Source organism: Ruegeria sp. BA2 (genome assembly GCF_056539605.1).
Genome location: NZ_JBQFVE010000019.1, coordinates 52,641 through 71,693 on the forward strand (window position 1 = coordinate 52,641; position 19,053 = coordinate 71,693).

20 protein-coding genes and 1 pseudogene are annotated in these 19,053 nt (G+C 56.4%); 16 read left to right on the forward strand and 5 right to left on the reverse strand.

The annotated features are described in order from the left end of the window. Positions 1–42 precede the first annotated feature (42 nt). The 7 genes and pseudogenes from ACR0NN_RS23595 to ACR0NN_RS23625 all read left to right on the forward strand — a co-directional run bounded on the left by ACR0NN_RS23595 (position 43) and on the right by ACR0NN_RS23625 (position 6,771). A complete protein-coding gene (locus tag ACR0NN_RS23595) occupies positions 43–1,224 on the forward strand; it encodes an NnrS family protein (RefSeq protein ID WP_170723808.1) in 1,182 nt (393 codons plus the stop codon). Positions 1,225–1,322: 98 nt separating this feature from the next. After that, on the forward strand, positions 1,323–1,772 hold the full coding sequence (locus ACR0NN_RS23600) for a c-type cytochrome (RefSeq protein ID WP_170686808.1): 450 nt from the start codon (positions 1,323–1,325) through the stop codon (positions 1,770–1,772). Between the two features lie 16 nt (positions 1,773–1,788). Further along, the gene (locus ACR0NN_RS23605; protein WP_170723809.1) at positions 1,789–3,189 is read left to right on the forward strand and encodes a cbb3-type cytochrome c oxidase subunit I; all 1,401 of its coding nucleotides are present in this window, start codon (positions 1,789–1,791) and stop codon (positions 3,187–3,189) included. A gap of 2 nt (positions 3,190–3,191) precedes the next feature. Further along, positions 3,192–4,001 carry a CbbQ/NirQ/NorQ/GpvN family protein gene (locus tag ACR0NN_RS23610; protein WP_170587458.1) on the forward strand — a complete coding sequence of 270 codons (810 nt, stop codon included), beginning with the start codon at positions 3,192–3,194 and terminating at the stop codon, positions 3,999–4,001. A gap of 9 nt (positions 4,002–4,010) precedes the next feature. Next, positions 4,011–5,933, forward strand: coding sequence for a VWA domain-containing protein (locus ACR0NN_RS23615; protein ID WP_170723810.1), 1,923 nt, complete (start codon positions 4,011–4,013; stop codon positions 5,931–5,933). Next, positions 5,930–6,478: pseudogene (locus ACR0NN_RS23620) on the forward strand (cytochrome c oxidase subunit 3). The gene ACR0NN_RS23615 and the pseudogene ACR0NN_RS23620 overlap by 4 nt, the downstream one beginning before the upstream one ends. Positions 6,479–6,588: 110 nt before the next feature. Next, a complete protein-coding gene (locus ACR0NN_RS23625; RefSeq protein ID WP_170723811.1) occupies positions 6,589–6,771 on the forward strand; it encodes a nitric oxide reductase F protein in 183 nt (60 codons plus the stop codon). A 52-nt stretch (positions 6,772–6,823) separates the two neighbouring features. Here ACR0NN_RS23625 and hemA read toward each other — a convergent pair whose 3' ends face one another. After that, the gene (gene hemA / locus ACR0NN_RS23630) at positions 6,824–8,047 is read right to left on the reverse strand and encodes a 5-aminolevulinate synthase (protein ID WP_170723812.1); all 1,224 of its coding nucleotides are present in this window, start codon (positions 8,045–8,047) and stop codon (positions 6,824–6,826) included. A gap of 187 nt (positions 8,048–8,234) precedes the next feature. On the opposite strand from hemA, the gene ACR0NN_RS23635 reads away from it, so the two are divergent. Beyond that, on the forward strand, positions 8,235–8,930 hold the full coding sequence (locus ACR0NN_RS23635; RefSeq protein ID WP_170723813.1) for a Crp/Fnr family transcriptional regulator: 696 nt from the start codon (positions 8,235–8,237) through the stop codon (positions 8,928–8,930). A 115-nt stretch (positions 8,931–9,045) separates the two neighbouring features. On the opposite strand, the gene ACR0NN_RS23640 is transcribed toward ACR0NN_RS23635, so the two are convergent. Together ACR0NN_RS23640 and ACR0NN_RS23645 are read right to left on the reverse strand one after the other, a co-directional pair. Then, a complete protein-coding gene (locus ACR0NN_RS23640) occupies positions 9,046–9,288 on the reverse strand; it encodes a YjhX family toxin (RefSeq protein ID WP_480685667.1) in 243 nt (80 codons plus the stop codon). 396 nt (positions 9,289–9,684) lie between these two features. After that, positions 9,685–10,449, reverse strand: a complete 765-nt coding sequence (locus ACR0NN_RS23645) for an AraC family transcriptional regulator (RefSeq protein ID WP_170723814.1) — start codon at positions 10,447–10,449, stop codon at positions 9,685–9,687. A gap of 119 nt (positions 10,450–10,568) precedes the next feature. Here ACR0NN_RS23645 and ACR0NN_RS23650 point away from each other — a divergent pair, with 119 nt between their 5' ends. Both ACR0NN_RS23650 and ACR0NN_RS23655 read left to right on the forward strand, forming a co-directional pair. After that, a complete protein-coding gene (locus tag ACR0NN_RS23650; protein ID WP_170723815.1) occupies positions 10,569–11,819 on the forward strand; it encodes an MFS transporter in 1,251 nt (416 codons plus the stop codon). A gap of 71 nt (positions 11,820–11,890) precedes the next feature. Then, positions 11,891–12,307, forward strand: coding sequence for a VOC family protein (locus ACR0NN_RS23655; protein WP_170723816.1), 417 nt, complete (start codon positions 11,891–11,893; stop codon positions 12,305–12,307). A gap of 249 nt (positions 12,308–12,556) precedes the next feature. Here ACR0NN_RS23655 and ACR0NN_RS23660 read toward each other — a convergent pair whose 3' ends face one another. Then, the gene (locus ACR0NN_RS23660) at positions 12,557–12,772 is read right to left on the reverse strand and encodes a hypothetical protein (protein WP_480685684.1); all 216 of its coding nucleotides are present in this window, start codon (positions 12,770–12,772) and stop codon (positions 12,557–12,559) included. Between ACR0NN_RS23660 and ACR0NN_RS23665 the strand changes: the two genes are divergently transcribed. Genes ACR0NN_RS23665 through ACR0NN_RS23675 form a run of 3 tightly spaced genes read left to right on the forward strand, consistent with a single transcriptional unit; the run spans position 12,683 to position 14,046 of the window. Then, entirely contained in the window at positions 12,683–13,105 is a 423-nt protein-coding gene (locus ACR0NN_RS23665; RefSeq protein ID WP_480685680.1) for a DUF2087 domain-containing protein, read from the forward strand. The genes ACR0NN_RS23660 and ACR0NN_RS23665 overlap by 90 nt on opposite strands. Next, a complete protein-coding gene (locus ACR0NN_RS23670; RefSeq protein WP_170723818.1) occupies positions 13,098–13,478 on the forward strand; it encodes a GFA family protein in 381 nt (126 codons plus the stop codon). The genes ACR0NN_RS23665 and ACR0NN_RS23670 overlap by 8 nt, the downstream gene beginning before the upstream one ends. A 31-nt stretch (positions 13,479–13,509) precedes the next feature. Beyond that, positions 13,510–14,046: an AAA family ATPase gene (locus ACR0NN_RS23675; protein WP_480685670.1), complete on the forward strand. Its 537-nt coding sequence runs from the start codon at positions 13,510–13,512 to the stop codon at positions 14,044–14,046. 256 nt (positions 14,047–14,302) lie between these two features. Here ACR0NN_RS23675 and ACR0NN_RS23680 read toward each other — a convergent pair whose 3' ends face one another. After that, positions 14,303–15,292, reverse strand: coding sequence for a nuclear transport factor 2 family protein (locus ACR0NN_RS23680; protein WP_480685672.1), 990 nt, complete (start codon positions 15,290–15,292; stop codon positions 14,303–14,305). Between the two features lie 522 nt (positions 15,293–15,814). Between ACR0NN_RS23680 and ACR0NN_RS23685 the strand changes: the two genes are divergently transcribed. From ACR0NN_RS23685 to ACR0NN_RS23695, 3 genes are all read left to right on the forward strand, one after another. Further along, a complete protein-coding gene (locus ACR0NN_RS23685; protein ID WP_480685682.1) occupies positions 15,815–16,753 on the forward strand; it encodes a carbohydrate kinase family protein in 939 nt (312 codons plus the stop codon). Between the two features lie 185 nt (positions 16,754–16,938). Further along, positions 16,939–17,646, forward strand: a complete 708-nt coding sequence (locus ACR0NN_RS23690) for an alpha/beta fold hydrolase (protein WP_480685674.1) — start codon at positions 16,939–16,941, stop codon at positions 17,644–17,646. A gap of 131 nt (positions 17,647–17,777) precedes the next feature. Beyond that, positions 17,778–18,710, forward strand: a complete 933-nt coding sequence (locus ACR0NN_RS23695; RefSeq protein WP_480685676.1) for a DMT family transporter — start codon at positions 17,778–17,780, stop codon at positions 18,708–18,710. The last annotated feature ends 343 nt before the right edge of the window (positions 18,711–19,053 follow it).

The window sequence follows — 19,053 nt, forward strand, 5'->3', positions numbered from 1 at the left end:
GGCTGAATGCTAGGGCTTGCAAAACCGTCAAGGAGAGCAGCTATGTCCGCAATCATCACCCGCGTTCTCGGCGAAGGGTTTCGTGTTTTTTTTCTGTCTGCGGGCCTCTACGGCATGTTTGTCGGGCTGGTCTGGGGCTTGTGGCTGACAGTGCCCTACCTGGCACCGGAATACGGCATGACCCCGCCGATGTGGCACGCGCATGAGATGATCTTTGGCTATGCCACGGCTGCGCTGGGTGGTTTCTTCCTGACCGCCGTTCCCAACTGGACCGGTGCGCCCGAGGCCCGTGCGAAGTTCATTGCCATCGTTGCCGGGCTTTGGCTGGCTGGTCGGCTGGCGATGTGGTTTTCAGGCGCTCTTCCTCCGGCGATGGTCGCCGTGCTCGATCTGGCTTTTGTCCCGGTTCTGGCGGCCAAGATACTGACGCAGTTGATCAAACGCCCAAAGCTGCAGAACATGGCCTTTCTGGCTTTGCTGAGCTTCATCTGGATTGCCAATCTGATGACCCATCTGGGCTGGATGGGGGTCAGCAATGGCACAAGTCAAACCGGGCTGAGGGCAGGGCTTCTGACTCTGTGCGCGATGATCGCCATATTGGGCGGACGAATTACACCGGCCTTTACCCGAAACGCCATGAAACGCGCCGAGGTGCCCGAGGCGCTTTGGCCGGTCTCATCCCCGATTTTCGACAAAGCCGGGATGGTCTTGGCTTTGCTTTTGCCGCTCAGTGCCTTGAGCTTGGGTGCCGGATCGGTGGTGGGAGGATTGGCTCTAGTATTGGGCGTGGTGCAGATCTTGCGCATGGCGCGCTGGCGCGCGATCTGGGCGGCTCGGCAACCGATTTTGCTGGCACTGCACCTGGGCCTGGTCATGCTGGCGCTGGGCCTGATCCTTTGGGGATTGGCCATTCTGGGCGTCGGGAATGAGGTTGCTGCTCTTCACATTTTGGGTATCGGTTGCGTTGGTGGCATGACGCTTGCAGTCATGAGCCGCGCGGCGCTTGGACATAGCGGTCGCGCGTTGGTCGCGCCCTTGCCGATGGTTGTGGCCTATGGGTTTATGGCTGCGGCTGCGTTGTCTCGCTGGATCGGGGCTGAGTTGAACGCCGGATACCTGGTTGCCATGCTGTTGTCAGACGGCCTATGGGTCGCCGCGTTTGCTCTGTACCTGGTTTCGATGTGGTCCGCGTTGACCGGCCCTAAAGTTACGAAATCGGGCTGATCTGACTTCATTTCCCTAGTCTTGACTTTCGTTAAGGAGCCACAGCGCCCCAGCCGCCATGCTGAGCACACAAGCTAATCTGCGCAAAGGAGAGCGCAATGCGAGAAGTCATGACCAAGAGCATGGCGCGCAACATATTCTATGGCGGGTCACTGTTCTTTATCCTCATCTTTCTGGCCCTGTCGGCACATTCGCACCTGTATATCGTGAACTCCGAGAACTCGGCGAAGCTCGATGAAAGTGTGGTGCGGGGCAAGCATGTCTGGGAAAAGCACGCCTGTATCAACTGCCACACGATCATGGGCGAGGGTGCTTACTTTGCGCCTGAAGTCGCAAATGTGATGACCCGCTGGGGCGTGCTGGACGACCCGGAATCAGCTTTTGAGGCCCTCAAGGGCTGGATGGAAGCGCAACCGACCGGCATTCCCGGTCGCCGGCAGATGCCCAATTTCAACCTCAGCGACGAGGAGATCCGTGATCTGGCGAACTTCTTGATCTGGACCGACAATATCGACGCTCAGGGCTGGCCGCCCAACGAGGCAGGCTGAGAAAGGGAACGGAGCAATGAAATACGAATCCCAAAAAATAGCCTATGCCTACTTTGCGGTAGCCATGGCCTTGTTTGCGATACAGGTGATCGGCGGCCTGCTGGCCGGTCTGATCTATGTATCGCCCAACTTCCTGAGCGAGCTTCTGCCGTTCAATATCGTGCGGATGCTGCACACCAACTCTCTGATCGTCTGGCTGATCCTCGGCTTCTTTGGCGCGGCCTATTTCCTGATCCCGGAAGAGGCGGAGCGCGAGATTCATTCGACCAAGCTGGCCTATCTGCAACTGATCATCCTTGTGGTCGGAACATTGGGTGTGGTTGTGACCTATGTGTTCAACCTGTTTGAAGGCAACTGGCTTCTGGGCAAAGAAGGCCGCGAGTTCCTTGAGCAACCCAAATGGGTCAAGGCGGGCATTGTCGTTGCCGCGCTGATCTTCCTCTACAACGTCTCGATGACCGTTCTGAAAGGCAAGAAAACCGCCATCACCAACATCTTGTTGTTGGGTCTTTGGGGGTTGGCGCTGCTGTTCCTGTTTGCCTTCTACAACCCGGGCAACCTGTCCTTGGACAAGCAATACTGGTGGTATGTTGTCCACCTGTGGGTCGAAGGTGTATGGGAACTGATCATGGCATCGATCCTGGCCTATCTGATGCTCAAGCTGACAGGTGTGGACCGTGAAATCGTCGAAAAATGGCTATACGTCATCGTCGCCGCCGCGCTGTTCTCGGGGATCCTTGGCACAGGTCACCATTACTATTGGATTGGTACGCCTGCATATTGGCAGTGGATCGGTTCGATCTTCTCAAGCCTCGAGGTGATCCCGTTCTTTGCCATGATGGCCTTTGCATTCGTCATGGTCTGGAAAGGCCGCCGTGACCACCCCAACAAGGCCGCGCTGCTGTGGTCGCTGGGCTGCGCCACATTGGCCTTCTTCGGTGCCGGTGTCTGGGGCTTCCTGCACACGTTGCATGGGGTGAACTACTATACCCACGGCACGCAGATCACTGCCGCGCACGGTCACTTGGCCTTTTACGGTGCCTATGTCTGTCTCAACCTGGCAATCTTCAGCTATGCGATGCCAATCCTGAAGAACCGTGACCCGTACAATCAGGTGCTGAACATGGGTTCGTTCTGGCTGATGAGCAGCGGCATGGTCTTCATGACCTTTGTGCTGACCTTTGGTGGGACCGTGCAGACGCACATGCAGCGTGTGGTCGGAGACTACTTCATGGACGTCCAGGACCAGATCGCAGTCTTCTACTGGATGCGTCTCGGCTCCGGCGTGGTCGTCGTCCTTGGCGCGCTGCTGTTCATCTACTCGATCTGGGTGCCCCGGAAAGAGGTAGTCGAACCCGGCCCAATCGAACGCGACCGGCTGGAAAGCGATCCTGACCACGTCGCAGCGGAGTCATGAAGATGGACGGCTCCATGAAACTGAACGAGGGGGCGGCAAACGCCCCCTTCTACCTCGCCCAAGGTGATGAATGCGATGTATTCACCGCCGCCTACAACAACGACCTGCCGGTTCTGCTGAAAGGCCCGACGGGCTGCGGCAAGACCCGCTTTGTGGCCCATATGGCCGCCAAACTTGGCCGCCCGCTTTACACCGTGGCCTGCCACGATGACCTCGCCGCTGCCGACCTGATTGGCCGCTACCTGTTGAAGGGTGGAGAAACCGTCTGGGTCGACGGTCCCCTGACCCGCGCGGTGCGCGAAGGCGCGATCTGCTATCTCGATGAGGTGGTCGAGGCGCGCAAAGACGTCACCGTCGTGCTGCACCCGCTGACCGACGACCGGCGCATCCTGCCGATCGACCGTACGGGTGAGGAGCTTGAGGCGGCGCCCGGCTTCATGTTGGTTGCATCCTACAACCCCGGATATCAGAATATCCTGAAAACCCTGAAACCCTCGACCCGGCAGCGGTTCATCTCGCTGGAATTCGACTTCCCCTCGCCTGAGATGGAGGCCGAAGTCGTTGCCCAGGAAAGCGGGCTGGCGCTGGAGCGCTGCAAGCCGCTGATCCGTCTGGCGAACAAGCTGCGCGGGCTCAAGGGTCAGGACCTTGAGGAAGGCGTTTCCACCCGTCTGGTTGTCTATGCCGCGACGTTGATCGCGCAAGGCATGTCCACCGACCGCGCCATCCTCGCCGCAATGATTGAACCTCTGACTGATGACGAGGACATCAAACGCGGGCTCCTCGATCTTGTCACGGCTGTCTTTGGGTGAGGCCGGCCGATGGTCAGGATCGATTTTGAGCCATGGGAACCCGAAGAAACGATCGGGAAACTGTGGCACACCCTTGCCAGCCGCCTTGATGCACCTGAGGTGCATGATGGAGCCGCGGTCGACCTCTCAGAGGTCGCAGGGCGGCTGGCCGTCCTCTTCCGAGGGCTTGGGGGTAGTCCGGGCGTTGAATTGCGCCCGGTCTCACCCGAGGTTTCACATCACCGTCTAAGCTGGCGCCGCAAGCTGGCAACTGAGGTCGAGCTGATGCCGCGCGCCTCGTTCGATGGTGAAGTTTTGCGCCTGCCGGACCGGCTGGCGGTTTTCCCTGCGCGCGAAGCCAATGGCGCGCTTTTTGTCTGGCTGGCCGCTGCTGCTGCTCATGCCGGAACTCGAATTGACGAACGCGACCCATTGCGTGCCGATCTGCACGCGCTGATCGCGGCGCAGAGCATGGTCGAGGCCACCTTGGAAAACGCTCCCGGCCTGCGGCCACTTTATACTGAGCTTTGCAAAGGTGTTCTGCATCACCGCGATATCCCAGTTCTGCCTCCTGTTGAAGTAGCGCTTGAAGAACTGGTTCGCCATATGCTTGGCGACCCCGCGCCGCTGTCATCAAGAGCCGAGAAGTTCTTGGCGCTAAGTGATGATCTGACCGCCCCGCGCGGATATCAGCATTTTCGTCTCGTGCCCCTGTGGCCCGAACTGCGCGCTGTTGGTTTTTCCGAACATAACGAAGTCGAAAACCCCGATACCGACGGACCGCCCGAAGAGTCCGGTGAGAAGACCCACCGCGCCCGCCGCAGAAAATCGGATCAGGCCTCGCGCAGTGACAGTTTCATCCTGCACAAGTTCGAGGCGATCCTCAGCTGGGCCGAGTTCCTGAACATCAATCGGCGCATCGACGATGACGATCCCGACAATGCCAAAAAGGCCGCTGATGATCAGGAAGAGATCGGCTTGGGCCAGATCTCCAAAGCCCCGCCAACCAAGCTGAAACTGCATCTGGACCTAGCGCCAGAGGATGTGAATCGCGAGCGCCTTTCAGGCCGCATTCTCTATCCCGAATGGGACGTGCGCACGGGGCAGTACCTGCCGGATCACGTCAACGTCTTGCTGTCGGATGCCGATATCCGCGAAGACTCGGCTGAATTCGGCAAAGACCCGGCCACCGCCCGCCGCATCCGTGCCGTGAAACGCCAGTTCGAGGCGTTGCGCCCGGGCCGCGTGATGACGCGCGGCCATCTGGACGGTGACCAGCTGGATATCGAGGCCGCCGTTCGAGCACAGGTCGATCGTTGTGCCAATGGCGAGGGCACCGAACGCATCTGGCAACGATCCCGCCCCGAGGCGCGCGATCTGGCTGTCTCGATCCTGCTGGATGTTAGCCGCTCGACCGAAAGCGCAGTCACCGGTCGCGCCGTGATCGACATTGAACGCGAGGCACTGGCCGCGCTGGCCTGGGGCCTGAACGCTTGCGGCGACGATTTCGCAATCCACGCCTTCAGCTCGCTCAAACGACAACGGGTCTTTGTGCAACGCTGCAAACGGTTCGATGAGCTGATGGGTGCAAAGGTCGAACAGCGCATCGCGTCGCTGCGCCCGGGCCACTACACGCGGCTTGGCGCGGCGATCCGCCATTGCTCGTCCGAACTCGCCATTCAGACCCGTAAACGCCGCTTGCTGCTGGTGATCACCGACGGCAAACCCAACGATCTGGACCACTACGAGGGCCGCCACGGAATCGAAGACACACGTCAAGCGATCCGCGAGGCACGCCGCGCCGGGCAATCGGTCTTTGGCGTCACCATCGACAAAACAGGCAAAAGCTGGTTCCCGCGTATGTTCGGGCAGGGCGGTTTTGCCGTCATCCCTGACCCGCACCGCCTGACCATGGCGCTGCCGCAGATCTACCGCCAACTGGTTGGGGCATGAGCGACACCTCCATCATCAACGAGCTTCCGGGCGAGTTGCTGATGTGGGTTCTGATCATCTCTGAACTGCTGGTCTTCGGTGCAGGGCTGATCGCCTTCATGGGCGTACGCCTGACCGATCCCGTCGGGTTTGCCGAAGCGCAATCCCACCTGCACCGCACGGGTGCGGCACTGAACACCACCGTGCTGGTCACATCAGGCTATCTCGCAGCACAGGCACTGAGATGGCGACAAGCAGCGCAGCGACGTGCCGCGCGTCTGGCCCTGATCGGTGCAGCGAGCCTTGGCATCTTGTTTCTGATCATCAAAGGCGCGGAATAGGCCGACAAGGCCGTGCAGGGCATCACGTTTGAGGCCCACCCGTTTTTCATGTTTTATTACCTGCTGACCGGCTTTCACGCTGCGCATGTCCTCGTCGGGGTTGGCATATTGCTGTTTGCCGCGTGGCGCGACCACACGCGCAATATCGAAGCAGGCGCACAGTTCTGGCACATGGTCGATCTGGTCTGGATCATGCTCTTCCCAGTGATCCACCTGCTGGGATGATGACAATGCTAGCAACTTCATCTTTTCCGAAATACTCCCGCCGGAGGCGTCCAAACGCGCTCGCGCGAGCTTGGCTCGCCCTTCTTGCGCTTAGCGTCGCATCAGCGCTGATGACGGTGTTGACCGTCTCACCCAAGCTTATTGGTGCCGGTATCCTGTTCCTCGCCTTGGTGAAATGCCGGATTATCCTCGCCCACTATTTGGACTTTGCGGTAAGTCCAGCTTGGTTGCGAGGGTTTATGTCAGTGCTAACCATTTTTGTGATCATAATATTTGCCCTCTATCTGATCTAAAAAAGCCGCCTCCGAAGAGACGGCGAAGTTTCACGCAAAGGGGGTCTTTTGATTACTGAGCAGCCATTGGCATCCGCGCGATCTGGCATCGTTGCCAGAGAGCCGACAGCGCGCCGACGAGGTGGTCGATATCCTCATCCGTATGTACCGGAGACGGAGTGATCCGCAGACGTTCGGTCCCTTTCGGAACGGTCGGGTAGTTGATCGGCTGGATATAGATGCCGAATTCCTCCAGCAGCGTGTCCGAGACAAACTTGCACTTCACCGGATCGCCAACCATCACCGGGATGATGTGGCTGGAGTTGGGAAGATGCGGAATGCCCTCGGCGTCCAACCGCGCGCGCACCTGCGCCACACGCGCCTTTTGCAGATCACGCTCAGCATTCGATTGCTTCAGGTGCCGGATTGAGGCCGCAGCTCCGGCCGCGATCGATGGGGGTAGGGCGGTGGTAAAGATGAACCCGCTTGCAAAGCTGCGTACGAAATCGCACAGAGCGGCCGAAGCGGCGATATAGCCACCGACCACGCCAAATGCTTTACCTAACGTGCCTTCGATAACGGTCAGACGATCCATAAGGCCATCGCGCTCGGCGATACCACCGCCGCGTGGACCATAAAGCCCAACGGCATGAACCTCATCCAGGTAGGTCATCGCGCCGTATTTGTCGGCCAGATCGCAGATCTCTTTGATTGGCGCGATGTCTCCATCCATCGAATAAACCGACTCGAATACGATCATCTTTGGTGCGTCTGGATCGGCAACGGCCAGCTTGGCCTCAAGATCTTTCAGATCGTTGTGTTTCCAGATCACTTTCTGCGCTCGGGAATGGCGGATGCCTTCGATCATCGAAGCATGGTTGAGCGCGTCCGAGAACACGACCAGGCTGGGAATTTTCGCTGCCAGCGTCCCAAGCGCCGCCCAGTTGGAGACATAGCCCGAGGTAAACAGAAGCGCGGCTTCTTTGCTGTGCAGATCGGCAAGTTCGGCCTCAAGCAACACATGATCATGGGTAGTGCCGGAGATGTTCCGCGTTCCCCCCGCGCCTGCGCCGCACCGGTCCAGCGCATCATGCATCGCCGAAATCACCGCAGGGTGCTGCCCCATGCCAAGATAATCGTTCGAGCACCAGATCCGCACATCCCTTTGCACCGCACCATCTGTCTGTCGCGCATTCGGGAAAGACCCACAGCGGCGTTGTAGATCTATGAACACCCGATAGTTTCCTTCATCTCGAAGGTCATCAAGGCTCTGAGTAAAAAATCGCTCGTAGTCCATCTTGCGGGCTCCCCGGATTACTGGCTTTGGAACGAGGATAGGTCAGGCATGCGCTTCACCACATGACTATTGTCAAGTTAACCCGGCATCAAAAGTTTTGTGCGGTCGCGCCGGGTTTGACATAGCTTAAAGACAGGATGGACGGGCCGTGGTTTTTCGGCTGCGGAAAAGACACGGGGGAGTATACGTGCCTCATGAAGCCCAAAAGGCGATCGCGCGTCAGTCGCTTCTGCTGCGCAGTTTGCCGGATCAGCATGTTGAAACACTGCTGAGCCACGCGATCTGGCGACAGTATGATCGTGGCGAGACTATCTTTTTGCAGGAAGAGACTGCAAAGGCCGTTCACGTCGTGCTGGCGGGATGGGTCAAGCTTTTTCGCATGACGCCAACCGGTGCAGAGGCGGTCGTGAGCGTTTTCAAACGCGGTGACAGCTTTGGCGAGGCGGTCGCCCTTCGCAACGTACCGTACCCCGTATCAGCCGAGGCCGTGTCGGCCTGTGATGTAATGCACATCCCCAGCCCGATCCTGATCTCGTTGATGAAAGAGGACCCTGAAATCGGAATCTCGATTCTGGCGTCGACGTTCACCCATCTGCATTCGCTGGTAGCGCAATTGGAGCAGCTTAAGGCGCAGACAGGCGCACAGCGGGTTGCAGAATTTCTGTTGAACCTTTGCGACGACGAAGGGGGTCGCTGTGATGTATCGCTGCCCTATGACAAAATGCTCATTGCTGGCCGTTTGGGGATGAAGCCCGAGAGCCTTAGCCGGGCGTTCTCCAGACTCAAAGTGGTTGGCGTGAAGATCGATCGCAACCATGCTGAGATCTCGGATATCGACGCGTTGCGCAGGTATGTGGAGGATGAGCCTGTAAACTTGCGTTGAAGCGCTGTTTCTGTCTTTCCGACAGGATCACTTCCTTCGGGACGTGTGCTCACTTTCTCTATGCAATGCTGGGTTCGCTCATACTCCTCCCTCCACCTGACTTGCGAACAAACTTCTAACGAAAACACGTCAACTTTGCTGACGGGGTTGGCAAAGGCAACAAACAGCGGGCTGCTGTGCTTTTGGTGCGCGGGCACAGGCGTCTGTTCGGCGTCGTCACAGAAGCGCTAGAACGGTAACGGTTCAGCGAGCAATCAGCCAATACTTGGCCGTCGCGGGAGAAGCATGAGACTTCGCGCACTTTGCCGTTCGCCATACGCTCAAAATGGATGGCTCCACCTTGCGCCAGAACGTGCAAAACACGCTGTTAGTGTTTTGAGATATTCAACGGATTGTCTCTTGAGTTTATGTCAGCAGAAAAGGCTTCCGGCATATCGCGCGAAAGTCTTCTGGTTCAAGTTGGTCCAATCAGGTGGACCTTAGCGGAGGGCCGCAATCGTAGACATAAATTCTCCATCGCCCTACGATCGTGCAGCACATGAAAATGAGCTAGTACGACAAGTACCATTTTGCAAGCGGACGTTCCGAAAATCAAAGTCAAAGGCAGCAATGTCCCGCCCTCCAGACCTTAAACCGAATCCTTATCTCGCTTGTGCGGCGAATGGCAGGTTCGGTGAAACCGCATTGCGGCGTGGAACGGCGTGATCAATGGCCGGAATGGGCCGCAGAAAACATCTGACCCTTTTGGTACAACCTACCGGTTCCTTAAAACCTCTCTCGGACTGACGCCCAGAGTTTGTCGAAACATGTAGCTGAACGCGCTCATAGATTCGTATCCCATGTCGAAGGCAACCGAGGTTACGCTCTTACCCGCCGCGAGCAGCGATACGGCATGCAAGACCCGTGCATGGCGCAACCATTTCGAAGGCGGCATGCCTGTTTCGGCGATGAACAGTCGTTCGATGGTCTTTCTGCTCGCTGGTACATCCGACAACCAGGCTTCGACTGAGCGAATGCTGCCTGGGTCGTTGAGGGCATCACGCGCGACGCCGAGTAGCCGCGCATCTTTCGGCAAAACAAGTGAGAGCGACACGTCCTTCGCTGCGAGTAGCTCGTGTCGAAGCAAGGTCTGCAGCGCTGTGTTGTGCTTAACTGTTCGTGCGCTTATAGCTTCTGGCATCGCCGCAACAAACAATGCATCCAGAAGTGGTGTCATGGCCACGACCCGGCAATCTGGCCCAAGCCACTCTGCTTCTTCGCGATTGACATCGACATAGTGCATGACGTTGTTTGCCCCATAGCGCATCCAATGTTTTTTGTCCGGGGGAATCCAGATCGCCATAGCCGGACTGAGCAGCAGGACCCGGTCCGGGGTTCCGACATACATAGACCCCGAGGCCGCGGAGATGAGTTGACCAAAATCGTGGGAATGCCAGTCGTAGCATTCGCCTGACGCTGGCTCAATCGTTTCCCCGAGATAGCGGGGTTGATCAGATGTTGTCGGCTTGCTGTCCTTCATTGACGAATCCTCGATAACAATCGTCTCCCTGTCGACAGACAGACATATCACCCTTCGCTAACAATCGCCAATCAGTCGGGCACCGTGCCTGAAGTTTCGCACTCAATGGGTTAGGCATCATGACAGAACGATCCCTGATGGCCTGGTTTGCCGCAGGACACTTCGCCATCGACTGGCCAATCGCAGCGCTATGGTTGATCGTGCCGGCCGCTGGCCTCCACATGGACCTTCCCCCCGCTGAGGTCGGTCTACTGTTCACGCTGCTCAGCGTTGGTGGCGCTTTGGCCTATCTGCCTGCGGGCCTCATCGCAGATCGGGTGTCGAGCCGCGGTCGTCTTCTTGTCGGCACCTTTTTCTGGGTCGTCGTGGGATATGCGCTCGCAGCACAGGCGCCAGGATTTTGGAGCCTTGCGATCCTTCTGGCACTCGCTGGGATGGGCAACGCGGCCTGGCATCCGATTGCAACCGGAGTACTGACCGGCGACAACAAGACAACGCGCGCCGGCGCTTTGGGAATACATGCAGTTGGAGGGTCTTTTGCGGAGGTGTTCGCTCCACTGTTGATCGGGTTGCTGTTATCGGTTGTGGATTGGCGCGTTGCTCTGGCGCTTTCGGTACTTCCAACCGCCTTTGTTGGCGTTTGCTTTTTATGGGTCGCGCGGGCGGTTCCTTTATCCGAAGCTTCGCGTATCAGTAGAAAGGAGTTATTGCTGCTTCTGAATACATGGCGCAGTCTAAATGGGGTTCGCCTCGTTGCCATGGTCTCATTCAATAACATGGCTCTGATTGGTCTGATGAGCATGATCCCGCTCTACTTGGCGACGGTTCACGCACTTGCACCTGGAAAGATTGGGGTCATCTTTGCAGCTATGCTTGTGGCCGGGGCGCTCGCCCAGCCGTTGGTTGGTTCAATTTCCGACAAGCTCGGCCGCTTTCCGGTACTCGCGACTGGAAACGGGTTTGCTGCCCTGGCTATCGGTTTACTGGTGTTCGAGCCCCCGTTCTTGGTCATGATTGCAATCATGGCCTTTGGGGTTGCCTCGCTGGACGCAGTTCGAGCGACAATGCTGGCAGCCGCGGTTGATCACTCGGATCGCAACGAAAGTGCGACGCTGGGTTTCGCGTTCACTTTGCTGGACGGGGTAGGCGCGTTTGGAGCGGTTTTGGCCGGGATCGTCGCTGGCTTATCCTGGGGTGCCATGTTTGGCCTTTCTGCGGCGCTTGCTGGCGGTGCGGCAGTTCTTGCCATCGGCACTCTGCCCGCTTCAGCACGACCCAATGATCTTCCATCAGTTGATCCGCTTGTTAGAAATCGCATGACTATCGAAGAGGCTAAGGCCGAACATGCGCGGCGATACTGGTTTATATGATCAAATGCGCGAACCGCCGCGACTAAGCGCGCCAAGCGACGAATGGGAACAAATCACAAGGATGCTGAACGATGATTGCCTACATCACAATCGGTGCCGATGACATGATGCGCGCCGAACGCTTCTATTCCGCGTTTCTGCCAGATCTCGGATATCAGCTGGAACACTATCACGGTGACCTGAGCTATGCGCTTCCTACAAAGCCGGGGCAGGCGCCAAACCTCCCTGAGTTCTATGTCAAATCTCCTTTTGACGGGCAGCCCGCATCAACAGGAAATGGCACGATGGTCGCGTTCGAGGCGCGCAGCCAACAACAGGTTCGTGATCTTCATGCCGCTGCACTTGAGGCGGGTGGAAGAGACGATGGAGCGCCCGGCTTCAGAGAGGCCTACGGACCGAACTTTTTTGTCGGCTACCTGCGCGATCCTCAAGGCAACAAGATCGCGTTATTCTCCAGCGATCAGAGCGAACCAGGAAGAGACGGATGACGGAAACGGTCTGGTTGGGCGGGCAAAACAACGATGGCCTTGGCCTCGGTCGCATCGTTTGCTATCTACATTGCACGGTCGGCAGAAACCGAGGCGTCGCTGCTCCTCCGGGAGAGCTAAACCTGCCAAACAGATCGAACGGCAAAGCATTCACTAACACAGTTGAGAGCGCCGCTTCGTTAAGCCAGCGACCGACGATCCAGCATCGGCGCTTGATGTGGAAGCCCCATGCCTAAAATCTCTCTGCCGTTACACGCGGTCGACTTGACCGTGTTTGTGCGATCCCTCGCCAAGCAACTCGGTGACGCAAGCCCGCCGCACCTCGTGCTCATGAATATGGCTGCGCGTGCCGCAGGTTTTCAAAACGTCCAACACATGCGCTCGGTCCATGCCGCTGGTCAAAGGCTTGCGCGCGCAACCAACGGACAAACTGTTGATGCGAGAGCCGTAGAGCGCGCCTTGCATCAATTCGATTCCAATGGCTGCCTCCTTCGCTGGCCGTCAAGACGCAGCGTACAAACGCTGGCTCTTTGGGCGCTCTGGGCAAGACTTCCACCGGGACAGTCGATGATGGAACGGGAAGTCAATGAGCGTCTGACTCTCGAACACATGTTCAAAGACCCGGCAACCCTGCGGCGCACAATGATCTCAGCCGGACTTCTGACGCGCCAAAAGGATGGCACCAACTACCGACGCGTCGAACAAGAGCCGCCAGTCGAGGCGAAAGCTGTCATTCAAGCACTGAACATGCGGCGCCGAAACCGTACGCCAAAAGCAGAGGAGGTCGGCCATGCATAGAGGATCTTGCCTTTGTGGCGCCGTAAAGATCGTCGTCGAAAGTGACCTGCCACGCCCCACCGCGTGCCACTGTGAGCAGTGTCGCAAGCATTCTGGCCATTTCGAGGCCTCCATAGATATTCCCCGTGCGGCACTTCGGGTCGAAGGCGAGGATGCAGTGCGCTGGTACCAATCTTCTGAAAAGGTGCGACGGGGCTTTTGCGGCACCTGTGGATCGACACTGTTCTGGGATCCGATCCACCATGACTGGACGGCTGTCGCCATGGGCGTATTCGATGGTCCAACGCAAACGTCCCTCGCGATGCATATCTTCGTGTCCGAGAAAGGGGACTATTACGAGATCGCAGACGGACTCCCTCAAAACGAACGTTAGCGCGAAGCAGAATTGGTTTTCGGAAACAGAGATGAGACAAAAGTTGATTTTGCTGACAGGCTGTTCTGGTGGCGGGAAGTCAACGTTACTTCAGGCCCTCGGCGAGCGCGGACACGCCACGGTGAAAGAGCCCGGTCGACGGATTGTTGCGGATGAATTGGCCCGATCGGGTCACGCTTTGCCGTGGGTCAACATGCACGCATTCGCATTGCGTGCCATTGAGGTTGCAAGGAGCGACTTGCACGCAGCGCGTGAGTTAGAAGGTTCTGTCTTTTTTGATCGCGGGTTGGTCGATGCAGCTGTTGCTTTAGCGAGTTCCGGCGGACAGGACCTATCAGAAACACTCGGAAAAACGCGGCAATATGCGAAGCAAGTTTTTGTGGCTCCGCCATGGAAAGAGCTTTTCACGCAGGATGGTGAGCGCAGACACGACTTCTGCGCAGCAGTTCAGGAGTATCACCGTATTTTGTGCGCACTAGATACCCTTGGCTACTTGAGAACGGAGCTGCCAAGGGTATCAGTGCAACAACGCGTTGAATTCGTTCTGAGCATATGCGGCGCAGCTTAAACCAGTGTTCCGCTTCTAACCCAACAAGCTCTCGACTTTGCGCCTGCAGCGAATGACGGCAATGCGGGCTGCGACCGCAGCATCGGAGGCGGGCGAAGAACGTCTCTTGTGGGCCGTTGACCAATTCGCGCTACAGGGTGCATGCTTCTTCTGCTCGGAGGTCTGCAATGTGCCCGAAGTCAAACTTCTGCGATTGCACCATTCTGGTCGTTCTGCACTTCAGGCGATAGTGATGAACCGATCACGGCTTCCGGTTTCAAGTGTGTTCAAGCCAGTTCAGTTTGAAAATCGTATGTTCCCCTTCCAGGCCTTTGAGCGGAACTGTTATTTGCTCGGCAAACTGGAACTCCTGTGACCCGCCCACCATGATCCGTGTTGCATCCGAAACGCGAATATCACTGGGTGCTGCGAGGGCCGCTATACGTGCAGCCTTGTTGACAACAGTTCCGAAGTGATCAGCATCGGACGTAATCACTTCACCGGTGTGCAAGCCAATTCGGACCTGTAGCTTTGGCTCGTTGGTTTCCGCCGAATTTGCCCGTTGTATATTCTGAGCAGCCAGTAGCGCTGCCTTTGCGGATGCAAAAGACGACATTACGCCGTCTCCCAGTGATTTTACTAAACGTCCACTGCTTTCAACAATCTGTGTTTCGACTAGTCGCAGATGTCTTCCGAGAGCGTCTGTCCAAAGTGTATCTCCTATAGCCTCCGCAATTGTCGTGCTATCCGCTATGTCAGTAAACATAATGGTCGCAATCCCACTTTGCCCGAGTTCGTAGGGTGTAGAGAGGGCGGCATCGAGCAACTCTTCAAAGCCTCTGGCCTCGTATCCGAAGCCTTCGACGTTGTTGACCGGAATGGAATTGTGAACGTGTACGATCTTCCAGGAACCTTTTTCGAGTTTCAGAATGACTGTGGAGCGCAGATGCGCGGACTGCCCTGTCTCAATGCCATCAATCCTTGCTTCCCATTCCACCCAACCAAGTGATCCGCATTCAAATCCTCTCAGTTCCTTTGCGTTCCACCGGAATCGTGGGACTTCTCCGATGTATTGCTCCATACCGCGACGCAGAGCATCACCTTTCCAGGCCTCACCTTGGGCTGAGCCGAAATATGACAAGGCAGCATCGTCAGAAAATAGATGTGCCACCGTCTCACCGTCGCCCCGGCCATAGGCGTTAATCCAACGTTCGACAATCGCTGCAAGTTCCGAGGAGGGGCTTATCGTATCTCTCATGCCAGCCATGATAAGAACTTCGCGCCGTATCTCATAGGGTCTGATGAACTGAACTTAGTCACAACTGTCAAAATTGGTGGAGCCCTTGCTTTAGGGATAGTAAAACCAGTTGACAGCCAGAGCATCAACGTTCGTCGTGATACCGATGCGCTGGTATCGCAAACGGGCTGTCGTCAACGCTAGTGAGACAGTCGTTTAAGACATTCACCACACGCCATGCAAACTATGTTCAGCGGACGAAATGATTGGAATCGTGCTGAACGACTTTAAGGTCATTTGGCAAAGCTTGGTAGGCGCCCGTTATAAGCCCAAAGCGACTGAAGCAACGTTTGGTTGAAAAGATGATCGTGTGGTGGTCTCAGTCGACAGCAGGTCAATCAGTAATCTGGTTTCAGAGTGCGCAGTCGAAAGAGGTCTGTTAATCTCACGGCAGTGTCATCTTCTATTTAGGAAATTTTCGTGCTCAGCCCGAGAAAGCCCGGAAACAAGAGACAAGGCATCGCATGCGCGGGGAATTGGATCCTCGACACGGTGCACACAATTTCGCATTGGCCAGAAAAGTCAGGACTGGCGCTTATTGAAAGCCAGCATATTGACCTTGGCGGCGGGTCAGCCAATGTCGCCTTGGGTTTGAAAGCTATGGGCGTTTGTTACCCCGTGATCCCAATCGGGCTAATCGGCGCGGGAGCTCTGGGCGACGAAGTCTTGCGTCTTTGCGTCGAGGCGGGACTACCGGTGAACGGCCTGCAGCGAACAAGCCGGGCAACAACATCTCAGACCCACGTAATGAACGTGCAGAGCGACAGCCGCACCTTCTTCCACCACCGTGGTGCGAACAGTTTGTTTGACGCTTCGTCGATAAAAATTGATGAGTTATCGGCCGCCGGAGTTAAGCTCTTTTATCTTGGTTATCTAACTTTGCTCGATAAGCTGGATGAGGTTCTGCCGGAGGGCAAAACCAAGGCCGCACTGGTTTTGTCGGACGCCAGAGCTGCGGGAATGCTAACCTGTGTTGACCTCGCATCTTTCAGATCCGGGGCATACAGAGACATCGTGTCAAAGACGCTTCCGGAAATCGATTTTCTCTTTGCGAACGAACTTGAAGCCGAAGAGGCGACAGGTATCAACCTGACGCAGAGAACTGATCCCAACGAAATGATGAAAGCGGCTCGCATCCTGAAGTCTGGCGGGGTCAACCGGGCTGTCATAATCCATAGCCCGACACAAATTGTATGTTGTGAGAACGAGGTTGAAATCGCTTTCGCACCGGACCCTATACCTGCGGAGCAAATAGTCAGCCCGGTAGGCGCAGGTGACGCTTTCTGCTCCGGCGTTGTCCATGGAATCCACGAAGACTGGCCAATTGAGAATTGCCTCAAATTTGGAGAGAGGGCCGCCGCCGCCTGCCTGTCCGGGCATACAGCCACTGATGGGTTAAAAACATTCTCGGTACCGCAGACCCCACCATAGTGAAACCACTCGAACCGAAGGCAAGTTAGTGCGCTGAGCCGAACTTGATGTCGTCTGAACCGACCCTAAAACCTACTGAAACCGTCAGATGACCGGACTGAGCCTAAATTGTTGAATGCTGCGGAGCCGTGTTAGTGTCCGCATACGATGCTCTGGAAGCCGAAATGACCAAATGCCCCAGTCAAATGAACGATGAAAGGCCCGCCATTCTCTGTGTTGCAGGATTTGGTGACAATGCGAGCATGTTTGAAGGTTTGGCTAACACAAACCTTGCCAACAGCTATCGTCTGCTACCCATCAATCTTCCGGGGTTTGGCGCTCAGCCTCTGGCAAAGAAAACAACTCTCGAAGCACTCGCGCAAACCGTCGCCGACGAAGCGAACAAGCACGGTGCCGAGATTATTGTCGCTCATTCGGTTGCTTCAATCATAGCTTCACTGGCTGCCAAAAAGGCCAGCTGTCCTTTGACAACCATCATTTCTTTAGAAGGAAATATCACTGCCGAGGATGCCTATTTTTCTGGAACTGCCGCCGACTACAGTGATCCGGTTGCGTTTCGTGCGGCGTTTCTTGAGCGGCTTGATGAAATGGCGAAAACGGCACCAATCATTCGGCGGTATCGCGATGAGGTATCGAAGGCCGATACTCTGGCGCTGTGGCAACTCGGCACCGACGCACGGCATTTTTCAGCAGGCTGCGTGCCCGGCGAGCTTTTGCTGAACGCGGCAAATGTGATTTATCTTTACAACCCCGACAACTGTCCGGACAGCACTGTTCGTTGGCTGGAAGAAAACAAGGTGGATCGGATCGTCCTCGAAACAGCAACACACTGGGCGAGCGTTGATCAGCCCGAAGGGCTTGCTGAAATGATTGCTGAGGCACTCCACCGATAGTCGAATGCAGCCGTTCGCAATTGGATAGATGAAGGTTGGCTTTGTATTGGTTTTCAGCAAGAAACGGGTCGCGGTGCCGGGGTCACTTACGCTAATCCGTTAGGTGACAGTTAGTGACGGAACCAGAAGACATGACAAATCGCCCCATGCCAGCAATGGATTTTACAGCAAGCGTCATGCTGCTTCTGCTCGCTGCTGTTTGGGGCGGGTCGTTCTTCTTCGGCGAGGTCGCACTGACCGAAGTGCCCCCGCTGACAATAACGCTGCATAGGGTGATCTGGGCAGTCCCTATTCTGGCACTCATCGTCCTATTTAAAGGATTGAGTGTTCCACGTGTCCCTCAGGTATGGGGAGCTTATCTCGTTATGGGAGCGCTCAACAATGCCATCCCATTTTCGTTGATCTTCTGGGGGCAAACGCAAATAGACAGCGGGTTAGCCTCAATCCTCAACGCAACAACAGCAATGTTTGCAGCGGTCGTGGCTGGCTTACTTCTGAAGGATGAGCCGCTGACTCCGAAGAAAATAGCAGGTGCTGCCCTGGGTATTATAGGGGTGGCCTTCATTATGGGGCCAAGCGCATTAACTGAGTTTAACCCGAGCAATCTGGCACAGCTGGCTATCCTTGGGGCGACGCTCTCTTATGCTTTTGCTGGGGTCTGGGGCAGAACAGCTCTTTCGGGCCAACCACCTCTTGTAAATGCACTTGGTATGCTGATCGGCAGCACAGTGCTTATGATCCCCATTGTTCTTGTGATGGATGGCCTCCCAAGCTTCGCACTGTCTGCTGGTGTATGGGCAGCGCTTATTGGGATGGCCGCTCTATCAACAGCGCTGGCCTATGTACTTTATTTCGCAATCCTTGCGCGCGCCGGAGCCGCCAATCTTCTTTTGGTTACGCTGCTGATCCCACCGTTCGCTATCGGTCTTGGTGTCACGTTCCTTGGTGAAAAGATGGAGCCAGAAGCTTGGGTCGGGTTTGCCATCATTGCTCTTGGCTTTGCCGTAACCGACGGTCGGCTTTTTTCCCGCTTCTTTCACCGCAAACCCCAACAAGCTGAGTGAGGTGCATTTGGGAAAGCCTGGCGAATGGCAGATCTGTCCCGCGAGTTGTGAGGTTGATCAAACGGCAATTTTGCGAGAGCAGCGAACGACAGGTCCTACGGGTCAGGCAGCAGCACATGATGTCTTTGGCGAACCACGATCGTGGTTTCCCGTTTGATCCCCTCAGCGGTAACGAGAAAGTTTCACTGTGTGTACGACAATGAAGTGAAAGTCTAATTTGGTTGCGCCCGCATGGACGGGCAAACACAGCGTTAATGGGCCGTTCGGCATGTCATGGTCACCGGGGCAGGGGCTTATACTGCCACCGCTCCAATGTCAGAACTGAGCCCAATGCGGGCTTTGC